The 20676-nt window shown below is 64.4% G+C and carries 19 protein-coding genes; 9 read left to right on the top strand and 10 right to left on the bottom strand.

The genetic code is table 11. The features are described 5' to 3' along the window. Positions 1 to 153: 153 nt before the first annotated feature. From Pla111_RS04375 to Pla111_RS04365, 3 genes are all read left to right on the top strand, one after another. Positions 154 to 1419, top strand: coding sequence for a hypothetical protein (locus Pla111_RS04375; protein ID WP_146571792.1), 1266 nt, complete (start codon positions 154 to 156; stop codon positions 1417 to 1419). Continuing rightward, positions 1416 to 2414 carry a DUF1559 domain-containing protein gene (locus Pla111_RS04370; RefSeq protein ID WP_197524745.1) on the top strand — a complete coding sequence of 333 codons (999 nt, stop codon included), beginning with the start codon at positions 1416 to 1418 and terminating at the stop codon, positions 2412 to 2414. The genes Pla111_RS04375 and Pla111_RS04370 overlap by 4 nt, the downstream gene beginning before the upstream one ends. 106 nt (positions 2415 to 2520) lie before the next feature. Beyond that, positions 2521 to 3399 (top strand): class I SAM-dependent methyltransferase, encoded by an 879-nt coding sequence (locus Pla111_RS04365; RefSeq protein WP_146571787.1) that lies wholly within the window; start codon positions 2521 to 2523, stop codon positions 3397 to 3399. Positions 3400 to 3431: 32 nt separating this feature from the next. Here the strand turns inward: Pla111_RS04365 and Pla111_RS04360 are convergent, their stop codons facing one another. The 5 genes from Pla111_RS04360 to Pla111_RS04340 all read right to left on the bottom strand — a co-directional run bounded on the left by Pla111_RS04360 (position 3432) and on the right by Pla111_RS04340 (position 7690). Next, positions 3432 to 4469, bottom strand: a complete 1038-nt coding sequence (locus Pla111_RS04360; RefSeq protein ID WP_146571785.1) for a PIN/TRAM domain-containing protein — start codon at positions 4467 to 4469, stop codon at positions 3432 to 3434. Positions 4470 to 4633: 164 nt separating this feature from the next. Next, a complete protein-coding gene (dgt, locus tag Pla111_RS04355; RefSeq protein WP_146571783.1) occupies positions 4634 to 5788 on the bottom strand; it encodes a dGTP triphosphohydrolase in 1155 nt (384 codons plus the stop codon). 54 nt (positions 5789 to 5842) lie between these two features. Further along, positions 5843 to 6400 (bottom strand): HIT family protein, encoded by a 558-nt coding sequence (locus tag Pla111_RS04350; RefSeq protein WP_146571781.1) that lies wholly within the window; start codon positions 6398 to 6400, stop codon positions 5843 to 5845. 79 nt (positions 6401 to 6479) lie between these two features. Continuing rightward, positions 6480 to 7076 carry a hypothetical protein gene (locus tag Pla111_RS04345; RefSeq protein ID WP_146571780.1) on the bottom strand — a complete coding sequence of 199 codons (597 nt, stop codon included), beginning with the start codon at positions 7074 to 7076 and terminating at the stop codon, positions 6480 to 6482. A 104-nt stretch (positions 7077 to 7180) separates the two neighbouring features. Further along, a complete protein-coding gene (locus Pla111_RS04340; protein WP_146571778.1) occupies positions 7181 to 7690 on the bottom strand; it encodes a DUF4339 domain-containing protein in 510 nt (169 codons plus the stop codon). 322 nt (positions 7691 to 8012) lie between these two features. On the opposite strand from Pla111_RS04340, the gene Pla111_RS04335 reads away from it, so the two are divergent. Together Pla111_RS04335 and Pla111_RS04330 are read left to right on the top strand one after the other, a co-directional pair. Further along, positions 8013 to 8633 (top strand): ATP-dependent Clp protease proteolytic subunit, encoded by a 621-nt coding sequence (locus Pla111_RS04335; RefSeq protein WP_146571776.1) that lies wholly within the window; start codon positions 8013 to 8015, stop codon positions 8631 to 8633. A gap of 119 nt (positions 8634 to 8752) precedes the next feature. Next, complete coding sequence (locus Pla111_RS04330) at positions 8753 to 10039, top strand: hypothetical protein (RefSeq protein ID WP_146571775.1); 1287 nt, start codon at positions 8753 to 8755, stop codon at positions 10037 to 10039. A 79-nt stretch (positions 10040 to 10118) separates the two neighbouring features. On the opposite strand, the gene Pla111_RS04325 is transcribed toward Pla111_RS04330, so the two are convergent. Then, positions 10119 to 10790 carry a hypothetical protein gene (locus Pla111_RS04325; RefSeq protein ID WP_146571773.1) on the bottom strand — a complete coding sequence of 224 codons (672 nt, stop codon included), beginning with the start codon at positions 10788 to 10790 and terminating at the stop codon, positions 10119 to 10121. A gap of 512 nt (positions 10791 to 11302) precedes the next feature. Here Pla111_RS04325 and Pla111_RS04320 point away from each other — a divergent pair. Beyond that, a complete protein-coding gene (locus Pla111_RS04320) occupies positions 11303 to 12109 on the top strand; it encodes an inositol monophosphatase family protein (RefSeq protein WP_146571770.1) in 807 nt (268 codons plus the stop codon). A 49-nt stretch (positions 12110 to 12158) separates the two neighbouring features. Here the strand turns inward: Pla111_RS04320 and Pla111_RS04315 are convergent, their stop codons facing one another. Together Pla111_RS04315 and Pla111_RS04310 are read right to left on the bottom strand one after the other, a co-directional pair. Further along, positions 12159 to 12761 (bottom strand): helix-turn-helix domain-containing protein, encoded by a 603-nt coding sequence (locus Pla111_RS04315; RefSeq protein ID WP_146571768.1) that lies wholly within the window; start codon positions 12759 to 12761, stop codon positions 12159 to 12161. Positions 12762 to 13274: 513 nt separating this feature from the next. Continuing rightward, entirely contained in the window at positions 13275 to 13892 is a 618-nt protein-coding gene (locus Pla111_RS04310; RefSeq protein WP_197524744.1) for a glycosyltransferase, read from the bottom strand. Between the two features lie 334 nt (positions 13893 to 14226). On the opposite strand from Pla111_RS04310, the gene hisI reads away from it, so the two are divergent. Together hisI and Pla111_RS04300 are read left to right on the top strand one after the other, a co-directional pair. Beyond that, on the top strand, positions 14227 to 14634 hold the full coding sequence (hisI, locus tag Pla111_RS04305) for a phosphoribosyl-AMP cyclohydrolase (RefSeq protein ID WP_146572758.1): 408 nt from the start codon (positions 14227 to 14229) through the stop codon (positions 14632 to 14634). A 108-nt stretch (positions 14635 to 14742) separates the two neighbouring features. Then, entirely contained in the window at positions 14743 to 15210 is a 468-nt protein-coding gene (locus tag Pla111_RS04300; RefSeq protein ID WP_146571765.1) for a RidA family protein, read from the top strand. A gap of 27 nt (positions 15211 to 15237) precedes the next feature. On the opposite strand, the gene Pla111_RS04295 is transcribed toward Pla111_RS04300, so the two are convergent. Next, positions 15238 to 16563, bottom strand: coding sequence for a hypothetical protein (locus Pla111_RS04295; protein WP_146571763.1), 1326 nt, complete (start codon positions 16561 to 16563; stop codon positions 15238 to 15240). Between the two features lie 136 nt (positions 16564 to 16699). Then, the gene (locus Pla111_RS04290; RefSeq protein WP_197524743.1) at positions 16700 to 18193 is read right to left on the bottom strand and encodes a trypsin-like peptidase domain-containing protein; all 1494 of its coding nucleotides are present in this window, start codon (positions 18191 to 18193) and stop codon (positions 16700 to 16702) included. A gap of 373 nt (positions 18194 to 18566) precedes the next feature. Between Pla111_RS04290 and metG the strand changes: the two genes are divergently transcribed. After that, the gene (gene metG, locus Pla111_RS04285; protein ID WP_146571759.1) at positions 18567 to 20675 is read left to right on the top strand and encodes a methionine--tRNA ligase; all 2109 of its coding nucleotides are present in this window, start codon (positions 18567 to 18569) and stop codon (positions 20673 to 20675) included. Position 20676 lies beyond the last annotated feature (1 nt).

Raw genomic sequence — 20676 nt, 5'->3', positions numbered from 1 at the left:
TGGCTCGCGGCAAGATTCACCGCACCGGCGGGGCGGCTGGGCCGCCCGAAATCGCCAGCCGATTGCCCGTGGCTCCTGGCGATCAGTTATGCTGGGCGGGCGGAACATCCGCCCGAACAGCACCTCGAAGCACGACAACTCAGGGAAGCAGGCATGCAGGCAACACACAGCTACCGCTACGCACTGAGGGCACTCCTCCTGAGCGCCACGCTCACCACCGCCCCCAACGCCCCCAACGCGGACGCCCGACACGTCTTCGCGACCACCTTCTACCAGTTTGGGAATGTCCCGGCCGGGGATCCCGATCCAACGCTCAACGGCGTCATCAAGATCGACCTGGACACCGGGGTTGCCACGCCCTTCATCGCCGAAGTGCCTAATCAATTCCAGCTGCTTACCGATGTGGCCGTCGGGCCTCACGACGGACTGGTCTACGTGTCGTCGCTGTTCGGAACGATCAGCCGATTCAATGCCACGACGGGCGCGGCGGTGGACACCTTTGCTTTCTTCGACGGAGGCGTGAACACGCTACGGTTTGCTGACGATGGCACGCTCTACGCCGCGGTCAACAACAACCAAACGGGCGTCGGCGACATTGTGCGTTACGACCCCAGCGGAGTACGCCAACCCGATATCGCAACGGGTTTGACCTTTCCCTCGGGCATCGCCCTTGACGCCGCGGGAGAGGTCTACGTGGCCACGGGCGACGTCGGCGGGCCGGGTCAAGTGCGCCGGATCGACGCCGGTGCCGGCAACCCGCTCGTGTTGGGCTCGGAGCTGCCCGGCAGCTTGATCGGCGGTGCCTCGGGGTTGACCTATGTGCCCGCTCAAGGCGATTACGACGCCGACAACGATGTCGATACGGATGACTATGCGGCATGGCAAGCCGCTTATGGTGCCCTGGGGGCTGACGGCAACGCCGACGGACTGGTCGATGTGGCCGACTACACCGTGTGGCGTGACAACGTGGGGCAAGAGGGGCGTCTGATCATCACCGATTTCGATTTCAACTCCGATTTCATGGGCGGGGTGACGGGCACAGGCAACGAACTGGTCGAATGGGGCCTCGCCAGCCAGAGCGGCGGCACCTTCGCGACGATCCCCATCGCGCTGCCGACGGTGCTCCCGCCGCCACCGAATGGCTGGCCCACCAATTTCCCTTCCGAGGCGCTGCTCACCCCCGAGCGGACGCTGCTGGTAAGCACATCGGGCCCCACTCAGCGTCCGCTGAATAACGGAGCCGTGCTCGAATACGACCTGGAAGGCAATCTGCTGGGAATCATCCGCACGAATCTGCCGCCGCTGACCGGTATCGCGCTGGTGCCGGAGCCGATCTTGGTCTCCGCGATTCCTGAGCCCACCACCGCCGTGATCGCTCTGCTGTTGCTCAGCGGTTGCGTGAAAGGAAGAACGCGTTGAGGCCGCGCGGCTTTACGCTTGTCGAGTTGCTGGTGGTGGTCGCCATTATCGGCGTGCTGGTGGCGCTGCTGCTGCCCGCGGTGCAGGCGGCTCGCGAGTCAGCGCGACGCACGCAGTGCGTCAATCGGCTGCGCCAGATTGCGCTCGCAACGCAAAACTATCTGGCGGCGCAACGCGTGTTCCCGCCCGGTGCCGTTGCCCGTCCGCGCCCCGACAACCCCAGCACACCGTGGACCTTCTACCGCTGGAGTGCGCTGGCAAGCCTGACTCCCTACCTTGAAAACAACACGGTCCGCGACGCGCTGAATCTCGAGCTGCCGCTCTATGATTCGTCGTTCGGCGTGTCGCCGGAGAATCGCGAGGGCGTACGCCTTGTGGTGCCCGACTTCCTCTGCCCGAGCGACGCGGAGCAGCGTGTCGTCGAGTCGTTCGGCCCGACGAACTACGCCGTCTGCAGCGGATCGGGAGAGGGGGATCCCCAGATCGCGAACGACGACGGGTCGCCGCTGGCGACCGACGGACTCTTTGCGGTGAATTCACGCACGCGTCCGGGAGAAGTGACCGACGGGCTCAGCAAAACCGCGTTGGCCAGCGAAAGCATCTTAGGAGAAGCACGCAACACTGCGCCACACGACCCCCAAACCGAGTATCAATTCGTCACGGCCGCGCCGCTTCGACAAGCGACCTGCCAAGCCTCGCAGAGCTGGAACTTCACCGACCCGCGCGGCTTCTCTTGGGCCAATGGCGAATACCGCTGCGCGCTGTACAACCACCACGCGACGCCCAACGCGAGCGAGCCCGACTGCTTAGGGGTGAGAATCGGCGGGAGCGTTGAAGTCTTATTCACGCCGTTCGGCTGGCGTGCCGCACGAAGCCGTCACCCGGGCGGCGCGAACCTGGTCTCAGCCGACGGTGCTGTCAAAACCATCGACGAGCAAATCGACCCGGCGGCCTGGAACGCCTTAGCGACGATCGCCAGCGGCGATTCGCTCTGAGAACCCGGTGGTGCCCCGAGGCCTCTCCGGCCGAGTGCCACCGAACGCTTCCCCACGACTCCCCGGCCACAACGCTTCCTGGCACCTCACTCTCGCGTTTGTCCTCATGGCGGATTGGCCCGATTACGAGTTGATCGACTTCGGTACCGACGGGCTGGGACGCGGACGGCGACTGGAGCGGTTCGGCACGCTGGTGCTCGATCGCCCGTGTCCTGCTGCCGATGGGGTTACCAAGCAGCGTCCCGACGCCTGGGCCGCCGCGGTCGCCCGCTACGACGGTGCCCGCGCGACGGATGGCGTCTGGAAACCCGCGCCCAAGAAGTGGGCCCCCGCTGCGGCGTGTCGCGTGCCGATTGGGCAGGGGCTCACGCTCGGCCTGACGCCAACGCCAGCCGGACAGATCGGGATTTTCCCCGAACAGTTCATCAACTGGCGGTGGATGTACGATCGACTCAATCGCTACGAGCGCCCGCTGCGCGTGCTCAACCTGTTCGGCTATACGGGGGGCAGCACTCTGGCGGCTGCCGCCGCGGGCGCTCAGGTCACCCATGTCGACGCCTCGAAACCCTCGGTTCAGTTGGCGCGCGACAACGCCGAGCGATCGGGAATGGCAGCGGCCCCGATTCGCTGGATCGTTGAAGACGCTGCGGCCTACTGCCAACGAGAACTCAAGCGCGCCTCGTTTTACGATGCGGTGATCCTTGATCCACCAAGCTACGGCCACGGGCCCAAGGGAGAGGCGTGGCGGCTGGAGCGCGACCTACCGCGGCTGCTTGAACTGTGCCGTGACTTGACCGCGGCGTCGCGGTGCTTGTTTCTCGCCACTTGCCACACGCCGGGAATCGGACCCGCCGAGCTGTCGGCTTACCTGTCTGACGCCATCGTGGGCGATTGTAGCGCCCCGCCGGCCAGCGGCCGGCTGTGGCTCAGCACGCCGGAGGGCCGGCGCTTGGAAAGCGGCGTGTTCGCGCGCTGGCCGAGCTGAGGCGGACTACGCCTACGGCTCGAATGTCGGGTTCAAGAGGCTTGCCGCGGTGGAGCTAGCTGCTCAAACCGCGCAAAAACCATCCGCCCGGCTGAGGTCTGCAGCACGCTGGTCACCAAGCCGAGCATTTCTTCGCCCATGTGCTCGCGGCCGTTTTCGACCACCACCATCGTGCCATCATCCAGATAGCCGATCCCCTGGTGCGATTCCTCGCCGGGCTTCATCACCCGCACCGTGATCGATTCGCCGGGCAAGAAGATGGGCTTCAGTGCGTTCGCCAGATCGTTGAGGTTCACCACGCCAACGTTCTGCAGCTTCGCCACCTTGTTGAGGTTGTAGTCGTTCGTGACGACCTTGCCTTCAAGGTGCTTGGCCAAAAGCACCAACTTCTGGTCCACGGGCTGATCGCCGAACTCGGGCAACTCGCGGTCGAAGATGATGAGCTCAACCTGCTTGTCGCTCTTCAGCCGCTGGAGCACATCCAGCCCGCGACGACCCCTGGTGCGGCGCAGCTTGTCCGACGAATCGGCAATGTGCTGCAGCTCGGCGATCACGAATTGCGGCATCACGAGTTGATTCTCCACGATGCGGGTCTCGACCACGTCCGCAATGCGGCCGTCGATCACCACGCTCGTGTCCAGCACCAGCGGTTTAAGCCCCTTCGTTTTTTTCTGGAATTCGACGTAGGGGATGATGAATCGAAAATCGTCCTTGGTCTGCATCAGCACGCTGATGCAGGCGTAGCACAAAGACATCCCGAGCACCATCGGCAAGTAGGTGGTCCAAACCCCTTCCTCGCGCGGCAGAACGGGCGTCAGCGCCAGCTTCACGACATACGTGAGGAACAACCCGATCGTGATGCCGAAATAAACGGCCGTGATCACATCTAGCCGTTTGCGGCGGGTCACGACATCGATCGCGATGACCGCGATCCCCGTCATGAACACCACCCCAAAAACGAGGGTTGGCAGATAGGTGGGGTACTTAGGCAGCAGGTCGGAGTTCGCAACCTGCGCACCGAGCCCCGCCGCCACCATGAGGAAGACGAGGCGTAGGATCAGCAGTGCCATGCGAACCGGCGACGAAAAACAAGGAAGGAGAAACGGGAAACCAACGCTCTGTAGTCTAATCGTTAGGAGGGAACTCCCCCAACGCGCATCGCCCCTGGGCGAGCAGGAGACCGCTGCCCACACGGCGCCGCATGCCGACAACCCGCACAACCCGCACAGCCCGCTCAGCCGGCGGTCGCGCGACGCCAGCTTTCCAGCACGGCTCGGTCGGTGAGGCTCGAAATGTGGTCGGCAACAGCCCGCTCGGGCGACTCCTCGCGGGCAATCTGCGGCAGTGGCGGGGGGAGCCGCTCGACTTCTTCGGCACAGCGATCGAAAGCCGCGGTCAGCGCCGCCCGCGCTTCCACGCGATGAGCCAACACTTCCGGGTGGCGATACACGCGGCGAAACAGCAGCGACTCCAGCTCCAGCTTCCCCTCGGCCAGTTCCTCGGTGTGCTGGATCAGGGTCGGCGTCGCACGAACCGCCCGGACTGAATCGATCCCCGAACCCTCGATCCGTTTCTGCGACTGTGTGACCAGATCGCCCACCTGACGGTCGATCAGCTCACGGATCGCGGCCCGACGCAAATCCTGCTCTGGCAGCGCGGCAAACTCGACCCGCACGCGGGCGACGGCCTCACGCCACAACCAGGATTGCTCAAGATCGTCGAGCGTGAGCAGACCGATCTCGAGCGCGTCGTCGGCATCGTGTGCGTCGTAGGCAATGCTGTCGGCCGCATCGACCACCTGCGCTTCGAGCAGGGGGGTGTCGCCCTGTTGATCGCGTTGCGGGGCAAGTTGCTCGGCGGTGCGAGCGGGCTTGGTGCCACGCTCCCGCTGACCCTGCAGCACCTCGGCTGTCAGGTTGAGCCCTTCGCGGTCGGCGTAGCGGCGTTCGAGCCGCTCAAAGATCCGCAACGCTTGGCGGTTGTGGTTGAACCCGCCGCAAGTGGCAAGCCGCTCGTTGAGCAGCTCCTCGCCGGCATGTCCAAACGGCGGATGCCCCACGTCGTGCGCAAGCGCGAGCGCTTCGACCAGATCTTCGTTGAGCCGCAGCGTGCGCGCAACCGTGCGGGCAACCGATGCAACTTCCAGCGTGTGGGTCAGGCGTGTGCGATGGTAATCGCCCCCGGTGCCCCACATCGCGAGGTCGCCCGTAAACACTTGGGTCTTATGGCTGAGCCTGCGATACGCCGCGCTGTGCGTGATCCGATCGCGATCGCGCTGATAGGGCGACCGATAAGGATGGTCCGGTTCAGCCGTGCAGCGACCGTCCGAATCCTTCGCGTGCATCGCATACGGAGCCAGCAGCAACGCTTCGCGTTCGGCGTAATGCACGGCTTGCCATCACTTTCTTGTCGCACGCAGCGGGGAGAGGGGGGAACGGACCGCTCAGCTTTCGGTTGGGGGGGCGAGCCCCGCATGGAGCAGCTCCCACGCCGCATCGAGCGACTGGGGCAGAACCCGCACGCCAGCGACCGTTGCCATGAAATTATGATCGCCCGCCCAGCGCGGAACGACATGCCAGTGCAGGTGCCCCGGAACTCCTGCCCCGGCAACATCGCCCAGATTGAGCCCCACGTTAAACCCCTGGGCACCCACCCGCTCGGTCATCAACTGGGTGAGCCGCGTCACGAGTCGCATGGCCTCCAGGTGTTCAGCGTCTGTCAGATCGGCCAGGGTCGCGACGTGCCGCCGCGGCGCGACGAGCGTGTGGCAGTTGCTGTAGGGGTAGCGGTTGAGCACCACCACGCCGTGTTCGCTCCGGTGGGCAACCATCAGCTGCCGGTCGGCCTCTTGGTCGAACGGTTCACCCGCGGCGCGACACAAGAAGCAGGTGGTCTGAGCATCGGACAACCAGGCGGCGGGTTCGGGGGGTGCCGCCGGGGCGTCGGTCCCTTTGATGTATCCCAGGCGCCAGGGGGCCCATAAACGCGATGCCTTGTCCATCTCAAAACCAGGGGAGCACGGTCGCGTCGTTTAAAACATAAAGGACAGATAGGTCTCCGCACGGCACTCGCTGCCGACCTCAGCGAAGCTCTAGCGAGGCAATCATCGCCCGAAAGTCATCGGCAACCGGATCGACCGTTGCGGCGGGTCCCACCAGCTTAAAGAAGTACGCGCGTCCCTCGGCAAGCGGCACGATCGCTCCCAGCAGCCGATAGTCTGCTCGTGGCGTCTTGGGTCCCCGCGGGGGTCCGTCAAGATAGATGCCCTTCATATCGACGAGCGTTACTTCCGTCGTCGTATCGGCCAGAGCGGTGGTCTTGATGTCGGCGGCGCTCAGGTCCGACCCGCCTTCGCTCCCCTCGAATTGAGCGATCCAGCGCTGCACGTTCTGATCGATGCTGCCACCAGCCGCCATCATGGTCAGCCGTGCTGGGTCGGCGTCGCTATCGGCGGGCGGAGCGATGGAGAGTTCGCCCTCGAGGATCATGCTCGCCGGTTCTACCGACTCCCACCCTGCGGGGGCCTGCGCAATCAGTCGCCCCCGCGCGAGCGTGAGGGTCTGTTCGGCCGCGGCACTGAACGACATGCTCAGACCGATCAAGAGCGCCCCTCCGAAAGCGAACGACGGGAGGAGCGTGCACAGCGGGGCTGCGGACGGATGCGGGCGGCGGTTCATCGGCGGGGAGTCCTAGGCGAAGAGGGCAAGCGACGATCCTGTGCGGAGACAGCTGTGCGGAGACCTTGGTGTCGAAAGCCCCGAAACCAATCCTCCCTCCGGTTCTAGCCGCTCGTCAGCAACACGACCAGAACCGTCACCATGATGAGCACCAGCGCCAGCAGCACGGCAGCGATCAACGTCTGGCGTCGGCGGACCTGCTTCCGGCGTTGACTGTATTCGGTCGTTGAAGTGCGCTCCCGCTGCGGCGATAGCGGGCCCGTAACGGCCGGGGGAGCCACTCTCGCGGGGGGGGCAGCCACTTGCGAGGGGGGAGCTGCTGCTCGGGGCCGAATTCCCACCAACGGGGCCGGAAGATCGGGACCTGCCTCGGCGGCGGTCCGCCAATCGGGCCAATCCGAGCGCCAAACCAGCCAATCGGGCCCGATCCGCCCCTCCCGAATCCACTGAGCGAACAAGACCGGCACGGTCGGTCCAAACTGCTCGCCCGCGGGCGAGGCCGCCCGCCACTCGATCGCTGCCGGACGATCCGGCAGTATCGGCGGGCGATCCGGTGGCGTTCCCCGCCGAGCGGAGTCGTCGCCTTGGTCGCCGAGGGGGAGCTGATCGGGCAAAGCTGGCTCGTTGAACGGGGGGGAAGGCAATCCGTCAGCGCGTCCCGAAAGCCCTTTCAGTCGGCCCTGCAACGGTCGGTTACGTCGATTATGCCGAAGCAACGGCGGCAAGGGAGCCCGTGGACCATCTTTTGGGGCGATAAAGCTAGAGCGAATGGCCCGTTTTTCCTAAACTGCATCTTCAGACAGGCTGTTGGGCTTCCCCGCCGCGGGGAACGCTCAAGCCGATCGATTCGAGACCCATTAACTCTTTCGCGTGCGAAAAAGCCTCATATTTTTCGCCCGCGAAGACCCCCACCCCCCTGCTTTTCCCCTCATCGCGATGCCACGCCAATCGGAAGAAGCAACCGAAGAAGAAGGCCCGTTGGAGATCGCTCTGGTTGGCGATCTAACGGACAGCGAGAGCGAACTCACGGATCGCCTGCTGGGCGTTGCGCCGGGCGAACAGTGCACCATCTACTTCGACTCGCCGGGGGGAAGCCCCTACTGCGCGATGTCGCTGATGTCGCTCATCAAGTTGCGGCGGATCCGCGCGACCGGCATCGTCACGGGCGAATGTTCCTCCGCCACGTTGTGGCCCTTTGCGGCTTGTGAACGACGCATCGTCACCCCCTACAGCGTGCTGCTCTTCCACCCCATGCGGTGGCAGAGCGAAGAGAACGTGGGCCTGGCCGAGGCCGCCGAATGGGCCCGCCACTTCGGCGAGCTGGAACGCGATATGGACGTTCTCCTGGCTCGCATGTTCGGCGTTGACCCCCAACTCATGGATCAATGGATCAACCCGGGACGCTACGTCTCGGGAACCGAACTCGCCAAGGCGGGGATTGCCGAGCTGGTGCAGTTCGACGATCTCGCGGACCTTTGTCCCACGCCGACCGTCGTCGCCGACAGCCACGCCGCGAGACAAAAGTCGATCCGCCCGGCAGCCCGCCGCGGCAACTAACTCCTTCGCCATAACGAATAGCCCCCCACCGCTGCGGTGATCTCGAACAGGCTAACCTCGGCACCTAGCCGGCGGGTTGCCATCGTTTCCTTAAACCGATCTGAGCAGGAGGCTCTCTCATGCGGCCAGCGGCCCGCCGCCTTGGCTCGCCCCCAGCACGCCTCGCGCCGCCGCGGCGGATTGCGTTGGCTATCGCGATTGCTGCTGTCGGCCTGAACGGATGCAACAGAGGCCCTACGTTCGATGATCAGGTGCGTGCCTGCGCGAAGCTCAGCGGGGCCTCTAATTCAGAGAACCCTCAGCTACGCGGGCTGATCGGTGCGGTGCGACAGCAGCGGGCCGGGCCCGAACAGCTCGAACCGCTTGGCTTCCAGCCCCCGCGCGAAACCAACGCGGCCGCTCTGCTGGCGGAGGTCTTCTCGGACGTGTTCCGCAAGCAGCTCGGCGAAAAACTCCTGCTGCTCGTCAACAGCGACGCCTCGCCGGCCGAGCTCCTCAAGAACCATGCCCCCGCGATTAAAAAAATCGAGGAGGCCGGTTCTCTCGAAATGTGTCGCTTCTCGACCGACGCAAGCCTCGGCTACTTTGCGCCGCTACGCTACCTGGACGATGTCGCGCTCGCGGCTCGCTTTGAGCTGCTCCGCAGCCGCCATGCTTCGGAACTCGACAACGCCGCGACAGCGCTCGAATGCTGGCGACGCGGCCTTCGCTGGTGCGGCTGGCTGGGCAAGGTCGAGAGCGTCTCCGCGCGTGTGCTCGCCGCGACGCTTCGTCAAGAACTGCTCCTCGAACTGCAAGTACAGCTAGAAACGCGGCTCTACGGCCGGTACGAAGCCGAGACGATCTACGGCCTGCTGCGCGATCAATTGACCGATTGGCCAAGCGACCACCGCATGCTCACCGGCGATCGCGCGATGGTCCTGCATGCTTACGAAGCCATCCGCACCGGCTTGCTCGACCGGATGGTCACCCTCGAAGAACGCAAGCAGCTTCGCGCCGCCGAGGTCTACGATCGACTCATGAATCCTGTGCCAGAAGAACTCGATCAAGACGAGGTCAACTACTTGCTCGCGATGGATCGCCTGATCGGGACCACCAGCGGACCGTACTACACGCGACGCGACGCGATCAACGAAGCCCATAGCTTGGTGACGGCAGATCCCCACCTCGCCGCTGAGCGGATGTTTTTCTCCGGGCTACCCGAGTCGCTGCTGCTGACCGCACGCGATCGGGCACGCTGCGAAGCCTGGTGCATCGCCCTGGCCGTAGCGGCAGAATTGGTGACGCCACCCTTCCGAGAGAACCCCGTTAACGGCAAGCCCTACGAGGCCCAGATCGACGTAACTAGCGTCCGGATTAGCACCGAAGATCCCGACTGCCGCGATCCTGAATGCCCGATGTTGTAGGTGCCTCTTTCCGCGAGTGCGACACGCTCGGGCCGAACAAAGGGGGGGTCCAAACAAGATGTCCCCCGCGGCAGTGGGATTAAGTCGTTAGCGGAAGCGGAGCCGTGGCGAGCTCAACCAAAGCCGCTTGGACCGTCTCGGCAACGAGCGGCGCTGGGGCGAGGATCGCCACGAACTGCGCCCGGCGGATCACCCCTTTCTCAAGAAACGGAGGGGCAAACCAGAGCGTTGCTCCGCTTCGGTCGACTGCGAAGCTGGTCTCGGCCGCATCATCGGGCAGCGGCGCGATCGCCACCCGATCGCTGTGCCCAAGCACAACCGGAGCGTCTCCCAGTTGGTGAGCGTCGTCCAGTAACGAACGCACGGCCACGCGGGGGGAGCCGTCCAGTCGATTTGTCTGGAGCGATAACGTCAGCGTCAGTGCAACGCCGCCCAGTCTGGGCAGCGCTCGGCACGAGCGATAGGTTTGACACCGGTAGGCGAAACCCGGCGACGAGGGATGCGTTCGAACGAGGTCGGTTCCACGCAGATAGGCGTCGCCCTTCGGCAAGCGGACCTCCGCACCCTTGGTGCTCCCGATAACGCTGAGCAGCTGCAGCTTCGCGAGGCTCGGATCGGTGCCGGGCCAGCGGATGTCGCTGAAGCCCGCTCCGCCCTCCTCTCCGCCGGCAACGCGTGCTCTCAGCAAGCCGGCATCAAGCAGCGCGACACCGTCGCACCAATCCCAACAGGGACCACGAAATCCGTCCAAGAACCAGCTCTCTTTTTGGGTAGGGCGAGTAAGGGCAAACAGGGCGTCGCACGGGGTCTTTGCCGGTCAGCGCGGGAACGGCGTGCTCTTCTGCGAGCACAGGAGGTGACGCAACCTCAGGGTACAAAAAAACCCCGCCGTCTGCCCGAGGGCGAGACGACGGGGCCGGAACAGAGAAGAGGCCGTCGGTGGGTGGACCGGGAATAATAAGGATTAGGCAATCGCCTCTCGCCATCGGCGAGTAATCCCCAATAACAGCCGTCCTGTTCACTTAACTCTATCCTAACAATCGGGGAGGTCGTGTCCAGAGAATTCCAGGGTGGGGGGCGAACTTTTCTCGAGACGATCCGTAACAGCAATCCGCCCAATCGGCCCGAGTCGCTGATCGTGCCTTGCTCGCCTTTTTCGCAAGCCGGACGGGGTCCCGAGGATCGGCGTTTTCCTCGTGTTTTGGCCCCCTTCCTTGAAGGCCCCGTGGCTTCAAGGACCTGTGGCTGCTAGGACTGGTGACCATGCCCCGCACGCCCCTCGCTGATCAACTCCTGGAAGAATTGCTCGAAACCGCTCAGCTAGCGGCCCGCACGGGTGGGGCGGTGCTCCTCCACTGGCGCGGGCGATTCGAGATCACCGAGAAGGGCCCCGCCGACCTCGTAACCGACGCCGACCACGCCTCTCAGCACGCTATCCAGCGGCTGCTAGAAGAGCGTCGTCCCCAGGACGCCTTCGTTGGCGAGGAGTCACCCCGCGGTGCTTCTCCGCCCGCCGATACCGTCTGCTGGGTGGTTGATCCGCTCGATGGCACGACCAACTACGTCCACGGATTCCCTTGCTTCGCGACCTCGGTTGCCGCGGTCATAGGCGGCCGAGTCGTCGCGGGAGCGATCTACGATCCGCTACGCGACGAGCTCTTTAGCGGTGCCGAGGGACTGGGCGGAACGCTCAACCGCGAGCGGCTGCGTGTCAGCCAGCGCACCCAGATCGCCGAATCGTTGGTGGCGGTCAGCCTGCCGCCTGAAGTCTCGGCGGGATCGCCGGACCTGGCCGACTTTGTCTGGATCGCTCACCGGGCCCGCGCGGTGCGACGAACCGGCTCGGCAGCACTGAACCTGGCGTATGTTGCCGCAGGACGGCTCGACGCCCATTGGGCACACCTAATCCACCCCTGGGATTCAGCTGCCGGCGTCTTACTTGTGCAAGAGGCGGGCGGGGTCGTCACGGCCCGCCACGGCGGACCGTACGAGGTTTGGCAGGGCAACTACGCGGTCGCTGCTACGCAAGCCCTGCACGAAGAGCTCCTCGCCGGGCTTCATAAGCCTTGAAGCCCGGCATTGGGAGCCTCTTTTTCTGCCGCTCCTGCCACCTCGCCGTCTAGCGCAAAGCGTCGGAAGCAAAGGTCCGCGAAACGGGCCGCTCGGCGATGCGACCCGACTCATCCTGGGTGCGGCGCTGCCCGACCGAGTGCCAGGCCGTCACGTCGTCCAACTCAGGCATCACTTCGAGCACCTGCTGCTGGAGCATCTCGGCCATGCGGGTGACGCCCTCCGAGGCGTTGGACTCCATCAGCGCCTTGACGGTCTTCATGAGCCGCAGCCAGCGGGCACGGGCCATTACCGGGGCCGACAGGGGCCCCGTGTCTTCCACCAGAAGGTCAATCAGCGGAACTTCGAGGGCCTCCTGCCAGCGGATCAGGTCCGCGAGCGAGAGATTGGCGTCGGGCTTCTCCTCACGCCGGACCTGCTCCATTGGCACGCCCATCCGACGCGCGGCGCTACGGACCGAGAGGCCCTGCTGCTGACGGATCTTGGCAATGCGGTGAAACCGCCGTTTGGTCGGCTTGCCGCTGGGCTGCGGCACAGGGGAAGTAGCGGGGGAAGTCGAGGGGGCGATCTCGGATCGCTCCGGAGCTGTGCCCCCAGCCAGGGGACCGGGGACGAAACTGCCGCCCATCGTGTAGCTGTCGGTTGCGTTCATGCGACTTGCCTCCAAACCGTTCGCGAGAAGAGAAGGATTGGTAGTGGGCGTCAGCCGGTGTCTCGCTGAAGGATCACCGCTGCGTCCCACACCTGCGATCCTAGGCGCCGACCGGGGCCCTTACAAGCGACGTAAGGTCTTTACACAAATGGGTTTAGAGGCCGCCTGCAGCGATGCGCATTAGAATGCGACGCGCGGCCATGACCCCACTACGGAGGTCGGACCAGGGTGTACCAAATCGCTACACGCAAGCGACGCAGAAAGCGGCGCGCAAAAAACTTTCAGTTTTTTTTCTTGTGGTGTACCCGGCCGCCTGCCTGAGCCACTTTTGACTGCGCAGCAAGCCGGTCGGGACGAGAACAGGAGGCTCGGCGCGGCCCCACGCGGGTGGCGGGCTTGAATTCGGCGATTCGTGCATCGGGGCGTCGCAACCCCTGCTTCTTGCAGGTTAGTTGCTTCGGAACCGACGTCGACTTAAAACGAACAAGGTCCGCCCGGAGAGATCGGTCGGGCTCATTCACCCAGCGCAAAGTTGCTCAGCACGCCAAAAACATTCTGGCCGGGGAGGGAAGGGATCCCTCCGACGCCGCGTCGCGGCTTGGGCTGACCCGCTTCGTCGCGCCGTCGCAACTCGTCGGCGTCCAGTGCTTCGACTGCCGCATCGTCGGCACGCTGAAAGCCCATCAGCCGGCGATGCGCGGCTTCCAGCGCTGGCTGTGTCCGGCCGGGCCGACGCAGGTCGGCGAACGACACGCCGCGTCGCGGGTCTTGGCCGTCGCGGCAGGCCTGCAGCAATTGCTGCTGCGTCCACACCAGCCGCATCTGCTCAACGTTCACGCGCGACCCGCCATCGTGCACGATCACCACATCCGCAAGGATCGATGACCGCACGGCTCGGACCGCGTCCGCAACACCCCGGCGATGGCTGTTGCGAATCACCCGCACCTGTGGGAACTCAGCCGAGAGCTCGGTGGCAATCTCAAACGTGTCGTCGTGCGAGCCATCGTCGATCACGACCAACTGCACGTTGTTGGTCAGATCGGCGGCAGCTTCGAGCACGCGATTAACGTCCGCCCGCAGAGTCCGTTCGGCATTAAAAATCGGCAACAGAACGGCGAGCGATTTGTCCACGGCAACAACTCCGGTGAGACCGCGGCGCACGCGGCTTATGAGAAACACACGGTGAACGAGTTGGGGAGAGCGCGAACTCAGAGCACCGCTCCGGTCCGTGTAGCTAGCATCGACTGGCCGCGGAACAAAGCTTCATTCGATCATCGACCCGATGGTCTGGGGCGACCTTTTGCGTTGCAGCGGTCGCACCGGCGACGACTGTCTGCCACGATCCCGCGGGCCAACGGATAGCCTGCGGCAGAGGGCTGGATTAGTCTCCATGACAGATCTAACCGCTCACCGCGGCACCGGGATTTTTTACCGGTGCCTTTCGCCCGATCCCTTGCTGCCCGCCATGGCCCCAACGCCGATACCGCCGGATCCCGCCGCCCCGGTCTTTGCCGACACCCAGACGTTGCTGCCGGTGATCGCCCAGGATGACCAGACGGGCGAGGTGCTGATGCTGGCGTACATGAACCGAGAGGCGTACGAGGAGACGCTGCGCACCGGCCAGGCTGTCTACTACAGCCGGAGCCGGGAGGCCCTGTGGCGCAAGGGAGACACCAGCGGCCATGTGCAGCGAGTGCGGGCAATCCTGCTCGATTGCGATCGTGACACGATCTTGCTGAGGGTTGAGCAAGTTGGTGCCGGAGCCTGCCACGAGGGGTATCGCTCGTGCTTCTTCCGCCAAGTCACTCCGGAGGGGCTCCGAGTTGTGGCGGAGAGGGTGTACGATCCCAACATCACTTACGGGCCCGGCTAACGCGGTCTGTCGCGCTCAACTCGGCACACATCCTGCTTGAACGCACCCTACTAGCACGCGACCGTTTTCTTCTCGTCGCACCGTCCCCCCTGTTTTAATTTCACTGCGATGTCGCACGAACAACGCTTAGCCGATCTCGGCATAGAACTACCCGCGGCCCCTGCGGTGATGGGCCTCTATCGCCCGGTGATTGTGGTCGAGGGGTTTGCCACCACCTCGGGCCATGGCCCTCTCAAGCCCGACGGCAAACTGATGACCGGCCGTGTGGGCGCTGACCTCGACACGGCCGCAGGTGCCGAGGCCGCCCGGCTCACCGGGCTGGCGATGCTCGCCTCGCTGCGGGCGACCCTCGGCAGCTTAGACCGTATCGACTGTCTCGTGAAAACGCTGGGCTTGGTACAAGCCACTCCCGAGTTCACTCAGCATCCGGCGGTTATCAACGGCTTCAGCGAGTTGATGAGTCAGGTCTTTGGCGACCAGCAGGGGGTGGCGGCGCGCAGCGCGTTTGGCGTCGCTTCGTTGCCCGCCGGCATGGCGGTCGAGATCGAAGCGGTCTTCCGCGTGCATCCCGCCTAGCCACGACGCGCTCACCTCCCCGGCGCATCACACCTGGACGGTGCGTGGAGAGGTTTCCACCTTCAATTCCGGCAGCGGAGTCGGGAAGGCTCCGTCGTGATGGAACGTGCGATTCGTGCCAAGCCGCAGGGACTCGTTCAGTGCCGTTTCTAGTCGGCTCTCGACCGTCGGACGGTCGTCGCCCGCGTGGGTCTCGATCAGGCCGCAGGTGACCGTTGCTTTGAGCTTTTGGCTTCCGACCTGGTACTCGATCGCTTGCATCTGCTGACGGAGTTGCTCCATCCGCTTGGCGGCCTGCTCGAACGTGTCGCCATTGAGCAGCACAATGCAGCGGTCGCCGACACACTGCGCTCGCGACTCGCCGAGCAACTCGGTGGCGGTTGTGGCAAGCGTTTTGAGGATGGCTGCCTCGGCGGCGGCGGGGTCCTCGATGCCCGTAAGGTCGAGTTTATCGGCCCGCACTTCCGCGACGAGCACGTCGGCTTCACCTTCCGCTGAAGTGAGCAGCGTTTCTAGCTTATCGAAGACTTCATCGATCGAGGCGAGCGGCGAGGCGGCGCTTGCATCAGCAGGCTCCTGGATGCCGTCTTCGGCATTCTTCGCGGTGCTGCCGGTGAGCAACTCGTTGGCATTATCCTCCGCGGCAGCCAGAGCCGACTTCGCCATCGCTTCTCCTGCCGCGATCTGTTCATCGACTTTTTCGACCGCAGCCTCGGCCGAGCTGGAATTCTCAATCGCCACGTTACGCATCGAGATCGATTTTTCGATCAGCTCGGCACGCGTGGTCTCGTCCATGCCTTTATCGATAATCTGATCGATCTGACCGCTGATGCGTTTCGCCTCGCCGATGCCGCCCGAGACCACTTCTCGCGCTGCACTGGCAGAAGCGTCGCCCTCTTCACTGAGTTCATCCAGACGATCGACCGCGGCATCGACCTGTTCGAGATAGTCGTGATTGACTTCTTGCAGTTTGTTGGCGCAATTGTCGAACCGATTCGGATCGTCACGGCTGAGCTTCAGCTCGACACTCGCGGCGCTGAGCTTGTCACGAAACGCGGCAATTCCCGTCATCACCTCGGGCGTGGAGAGCTTGGACTTCTCGGCCTTAGGTGCCGACGCGGCGAGCGACTGCGGTTCAATTGCCGGAGTGGACTCAGCTACCGGTTGCGGCGCAGAGAGAAGCTCTTCGTCATTGTCTTCAGAAACCTCGTCCTCAGCGCGTGGATCAGAACGACGCTTCGAGATCTTCGGCGCAAAGCTTAATAGCGGCCCGAATGCGCGAGAGGCCCCCAGCGCGTACCCCACGGCGAGGTTGGTCGTCGCGATCAAACCGATGATGAGCAGCGGCAGCATTCCGAAGACGCCAACAGGCCAAAGGGGGAGGCATGCCGACCACCACGCACGCTGCGGGGAGGTCGGTTTTTTGAAGCCTAGCTTGCTCTGGCAGCCTCGGTCGGCGGCTCGGTCCGGATGTGCCGGATGCGCCGGCTTAGCGGACTTCGGTACGCTCACCGAGTGACCGTAGCGCCGCCACAAACGCGGGCGAAGCCGCGTCGATGGTCACCACTTCGGTTGTCCCCCCCGGCTCATTCGCCCGGATCATCAGCACCACTTCGGACGAGGCAGCGCGGCGCGAGATCTCGGCCAGAGTGGCCCGCTCTTGGACCGACAGGCCTCTGGCAAGCTCCCCTGCCGACGCCTCGGGGCTCTGACCCCGCACCACCGGTGCCGGCCAGCTGTCGTTCGGATTGGCAGCGACCGTATTATCCGCAACGGAATTGGCGGCGGCCAGCGGCTCCAACCGGCTGGGGGCATCGGTGGCCAGCAGCGATTGCTGCTCGGCGCGCAGCTCCGCCTGAGGGTTCGTGCTGGCCAGGTTGGTCGAGGGGGCCGATCGGTAGAGTTCCTGCAGTCCGACCTTATCCAACTGGGCGTGCAACGAGGCGAGCCCCGCGTAGAGCCCTTCGTCGGCGGCTTCGTCGGCGGCGTAGCAGACCCCCACAAGGCGTCCTGCCGCATCGAACAGTCCGCCACCGCTGCGCCCCTGCACCGGCGCGCCGGTGGCTTCGAGGTTCGGCGGGCCGTTGTACCGATTGAGCGACACCACCTGGCTGGCACGCACCGTGGGAGGGGCCCCGAGATCGCACCCGACGCTGGCGACCGTGTCGCCTACGCGCGGCGCTTCGGCGGGCGCAGCGACGCGCGCCACTTGCAGGCCCTCGCTGGCCCAAAAGCTAACGAGCGCCACGTCGGCCTCCATGTCGTAACTCACCAGATGACCGGCGACCCGTTTTATCGGCTGGGGGGTGCCCGACGCGGCGGCGTCGAACAGCTCAAGCGTGAGGCGTCCCTGTGTATCGATCACCTGGCCATCCGCCCCACGGAATAAATGCGCGCAGGTTATGACCAAGGCAGCACCCTCACGCGAATCGATCACGGTGCCCGTTCCGAACGCACGGCCTGCGGGGTCTTCCACGGTGATCCGCACCGAGGCCGCAATAAGCCCCGCTCCGGCTGAACCCGACCCGGTCGAGACCGAACGCACGGGGGGAGGTGCCAGCCCGGGGCCGTGATCCGCACCTACCGCGAACGAACGATCCCCCGGGGCGGGGGCGGCAGCGAAAGTTTGGTTGACCGGCGACGCTGACTGCGTTGCAACCGCCGAGGCGTTTTGAACCAATTGCACGAGCGCCGCGTGGGTTGTTGCTCCCTCGATACGGCCCCGCTCTTGGCCATCGACTACCGCGACAAACGTCGGATAACTCTGCACGCCGTATCGCTGCGCGACCCCAACATCGCGCGAGCCGTCGATCTTCTGAACCGGCAGCCCTGCGGCGGCGAGCCGGTCGATGGTCGGTGCCATTGCCCGACAGGGCGGACACGTGGGCAGATAAAAATCCAGCAGCTCAACCCGTTGGGCCGAGGCGGCGGTCGAAAAAAACAACGCGCTGTACAGCGCAAACGTGAACCGATGGGTGACCATCCGCATCCCTCCTTGGACGACGTGGTCTGCGATTAGTAATCAGCTGACACGAGATCGCCCGGACGCATCCTGCGTCGGGTTGCCCCCGGCGAGCGGGGACGCTGACCTCAACCAGCCACGGCAATTTGTTCCACTTGGGTAATTCCTACAAGGTCGGAAACCGCTTGGCTGCTAGCACCTACGGCGATAACCCTCTGAAAAACCTATGAAATCGGGGCGAATCGCGGGCGAGACGCCGCTAAAGACATATCACCATGCACCTGCTGTGCCGAGTTGCCTCGTGCCGTGGAGAGGGTCCCGATAGAATGCCGCCTCGTCCCCTGCGCCGCTTTGCTGACGGACCGCTCTGCTTCCCCTCCGCTATTTTTTGCCCATGCCGGATCCCACTCCACGCCGCCTGCTCGTCACCTCGGCGCTGCCCTACGCCAACGGGCCGATTCACATCGGTCACCTGGTCGAGTACCTCCAAACGGACATTTGGGTGCGTTTCCAAAAGCTGCGGGGAAACCGGTGCGTTTACGTCTGCGCCGACGATACCCACGGCACGGCGATCATGATCCGGGCCCGACAAGAGGGGCGAACCGAAGCCGATCTGATCGCCGCAATCAAGCAAGAGCACGAAAGCGACTTCGCCGATTTTCAGATCGAGTTCGACAACTACGGCAGCACGCACAGCCCCGAGAACGAGCGCCTATGCGGCGAGTTGTGGGCCAAGATCCGCGCCGCCGGGCTCGTCACCGAGAAGAACGTCGAGCAGCTGTTCGACCCCCAGGCGGGAACGTTTCTGGCCGACCGCTTTGTGCGCGGGACCTGCCCCCAATGCGGTGCTACCGATCAGCCGGGCGACAACTGCAGCAGCTGCGGTGCCGCGTACACGCCGGCCGAGTTGATCCATCCGCGCAGCACGCTGAGCGGCGCTACGCCCGAGGTGCGGTCGGCTCCGCACGAATTCATCGCCTTAGAAAAGCTGCACGGCTTTCTGCGTGAATGGGTCGATACCTCGGGTGCGCTACAGAACGAGATCGCCAACTACTTGAAGGGGCATTTCCTCGGCTCGAAGGACAAACCGCTAGAGCTCCGCGATTGGGACGTCAGCCGACCGGCCCCGTACTTCGGGTTCGAGATCCCCGACTCACCGGGCAACTACTGGTACGTTTGGTTCGACGCTCCGATCGGCTACATCGCCAGCACCCAGCAATGGTGCGACAAGCAGGGCGAGTCGCTCGACGATTGGTGGCGGAGCGACGCCTGCGAGATCCATCACTTCCTGGGTAAGGACATCACCTACTTCCATACGCTGTTCTGGCCCGGAATGCTCAAGACCGCCGGCCTGTCGCTGCCCACAAAGGTCCACATCCACGGTTTCCTCACCGTGGACGGTGAAAAGATGAGCAAGAGCAAGGGGACCCTCGTCAACGCGCGCACCTATCTGAACCACCTCGATCCTCAGCCGCTGCGCTACTACTACGCCTCGAAGCTTTCCAGCCGCGTCGATGACTTTGATCTAACGCTGGACGATTTTGTTACGAAGGTGAATACCGATTTGGTGGGCAAGGTCGTGAACCTCGCCAGCCGCTCAGCAAAATTCGTGGAGAAGACCGGGCTTTCTGCCAAATACCCCGACGATGGCGGCTTGTTCGCCGCGGGGGCCGCCGCCGCAACCGAGATCGCCGCCGCCTATGAGCGCACCGACTACAGTCAGGCGATGCGGTTGATCATGGCGCTGGCCGATCGGGCGAACCCGTTCGTTGAAGAAAACAAGCCGTGGGCGCTGCGCAAGGATCTGTCTCAAGCGGATCGGGTGCAAGACATCTGTACGATCGCGCTGAACCTGTTTCGCCAGATCGCCATCTACTTGGCACCGGTGCTGCCGCGGTTGGCGGAACAAACCGGCGCGCTGCTGGGCGAGCCGATCACCCGCTGGGATCAGTCCCAAACGCCGCTTGTCGGCACACCGGTCAATAAGTTTCAACACCTCATGCAACGCGTCGAACCCGAGAAGGTACAAGCGATGATGGAAGAATCACTAGCGGAAAGCGTCGACAAGAAGGCCCCCGCCGAGACCCCCGCCACCGCGGGGAACGACGCCCTGACTGCCGCGCTCGCCAAGTACAACGACGGTCCCGAGCCGCTCACCGCCGAGCCGCTCGCGGAAGAGTGCGTCTTCGACGACTTCCTCAAAGTGGACCTGCGCGTCGCGCGGGTGGTTGAGGCGAACCACGTCGAGGGAGCCGACAAGCTGCTCCAGTTAACGTTGTCGCTCGGCGGCGGGGTCACCCGCAACGTGTTCGCGGGGATCAAGAAGGCCTACCCACCCGAGGAGCTCGTGGGGCGACTCGTCATGTACGTGGCGAATCTTGCCCCGCGCAAGATGAAGTTCGGCATCAGCACCGGCATGGTCGCCGCAAGCGGCCCCGGCGGCGAAGAGGTGTTCCTGCTATCGCCCGACGAAGGGGCCAAGCCGGGCCAACGCGTCCACTAGA

The organism is Botrimarina hoheduenensis (assembly GCF_007859815.1).
In the GTDB taxonomy this organism is placed as follows: Bacteria; Planctomycetota; Planctomycetia; order Pirellulales; family Lacipirellulaceae; genus Botrimarina; species Botrimarina hoheduenensis.
Note: the sequence above shows the minus strand (reverse complement) of the source record. Positions and strands in the feature narration are given on the sequence as shown.

Excerpts from the sequence above, each read along its gene's own strand:
- Pla111_RS04345 (WP_146571780.1), bottom strand. The coding sequence starts at position 7,076 with ATGAACCGCCGCCCGCATCCGTCCGCAGCCCCGCTGTGCACGCTCCTC.
- Pla111_RS04365 (WP_146571787.1), top strand. The coding sequence starts at position 2,521 with ATGGCGGATTGGCCCGATTACGAGTTGATCGACTTCGGTACCGACGGG.
- Pla111_RS04315 (WP_146571768.1), bottom strand. The coding sequence starts at position 12,761 with ATGAACGCAACCGACAGCTACACGATGGGCGGCAGTTTCGTCCCCGGT.
- Pla111_RS04350 (WP_146571781.1), bottom strand. The coding sequence starts at position 6,400 with ATGGACAAGGCATCGCGTTTATGGGCCCCCTGGCGCCTGGGATACATC.
- hisI (WP_146572758.1), top strand. The coding sequence starts at position 14,227 with ATGGCCCCAACGCCGATACCGCCGGATCCCGCCGCCCCGGTCTTTGCC.
- metG (WP_146571759.1), top strand. The coding sequence starts at position 18,567 with ATGCCGGATCCCACTCCACGCCGCCTGCTCGTCACCTCGGCGCTGCCC.
- Pla111_RS04290 (WP_197524743.1), bottom strand. The coding sequence starts at position 18,193 with ATGGTCACCCATCGGTTCACGTTTGCGCTGTACAGCGCGTTGTTTTTT.
- Pla111_RS04300 (WP_146571765.1), top strand. The coding sequence starts at position 14,743 with ATGTCGCACGAACAACGCTTAGCCGATCTCGGCATAGAACTACCCGCG.
- Pla111_RS04330 (WP_146571775.1), top strand. The coding sequence starts at position 8,753 with ATGCGGCCAGCGGCCCGCCGCCTTGGCTCGCCCCCAGCACGCCTCGCG.
- Pla111_RS04320 (WP_146571770.1), top strand. The coding sequence starts at position 11,303 with ATGCCCCGCACGCCCCTCGCTGATCAACTCCTGGAAGAATTGCTCGAA.
- Pla111_RS04295 (WP_146571763.1), bottom strand. The coding sequence starts at position 16,563 with ATGCTGCCGCTGCTCATCATCGGTTTGATCGCGACGACCAACCTCGCC.
- Pla111_RS04375 (WP_146571792.1), top strand. The coding sequence starts at position 154 with ATGCAGGCAACACACAGCTACCGCTACGCACTGAGGGCACTCCTCCTG.
- Pla111_RS04360 (WP_146571785.1), bottom strand. The coding sequence starts at position 4,469 with ATGGCACTGCTGATCCTACGCCTCGTCTTCCTCATGGTGGCGGCGGGG.
- Pla111_RS04335 (WP_146571776.1), top strand. The coding sequence starts at position 8,013 with ATGCCACGCCAATCGGAAGAAGCAACCGAAGAAGAAGGCCCGTTGGAG.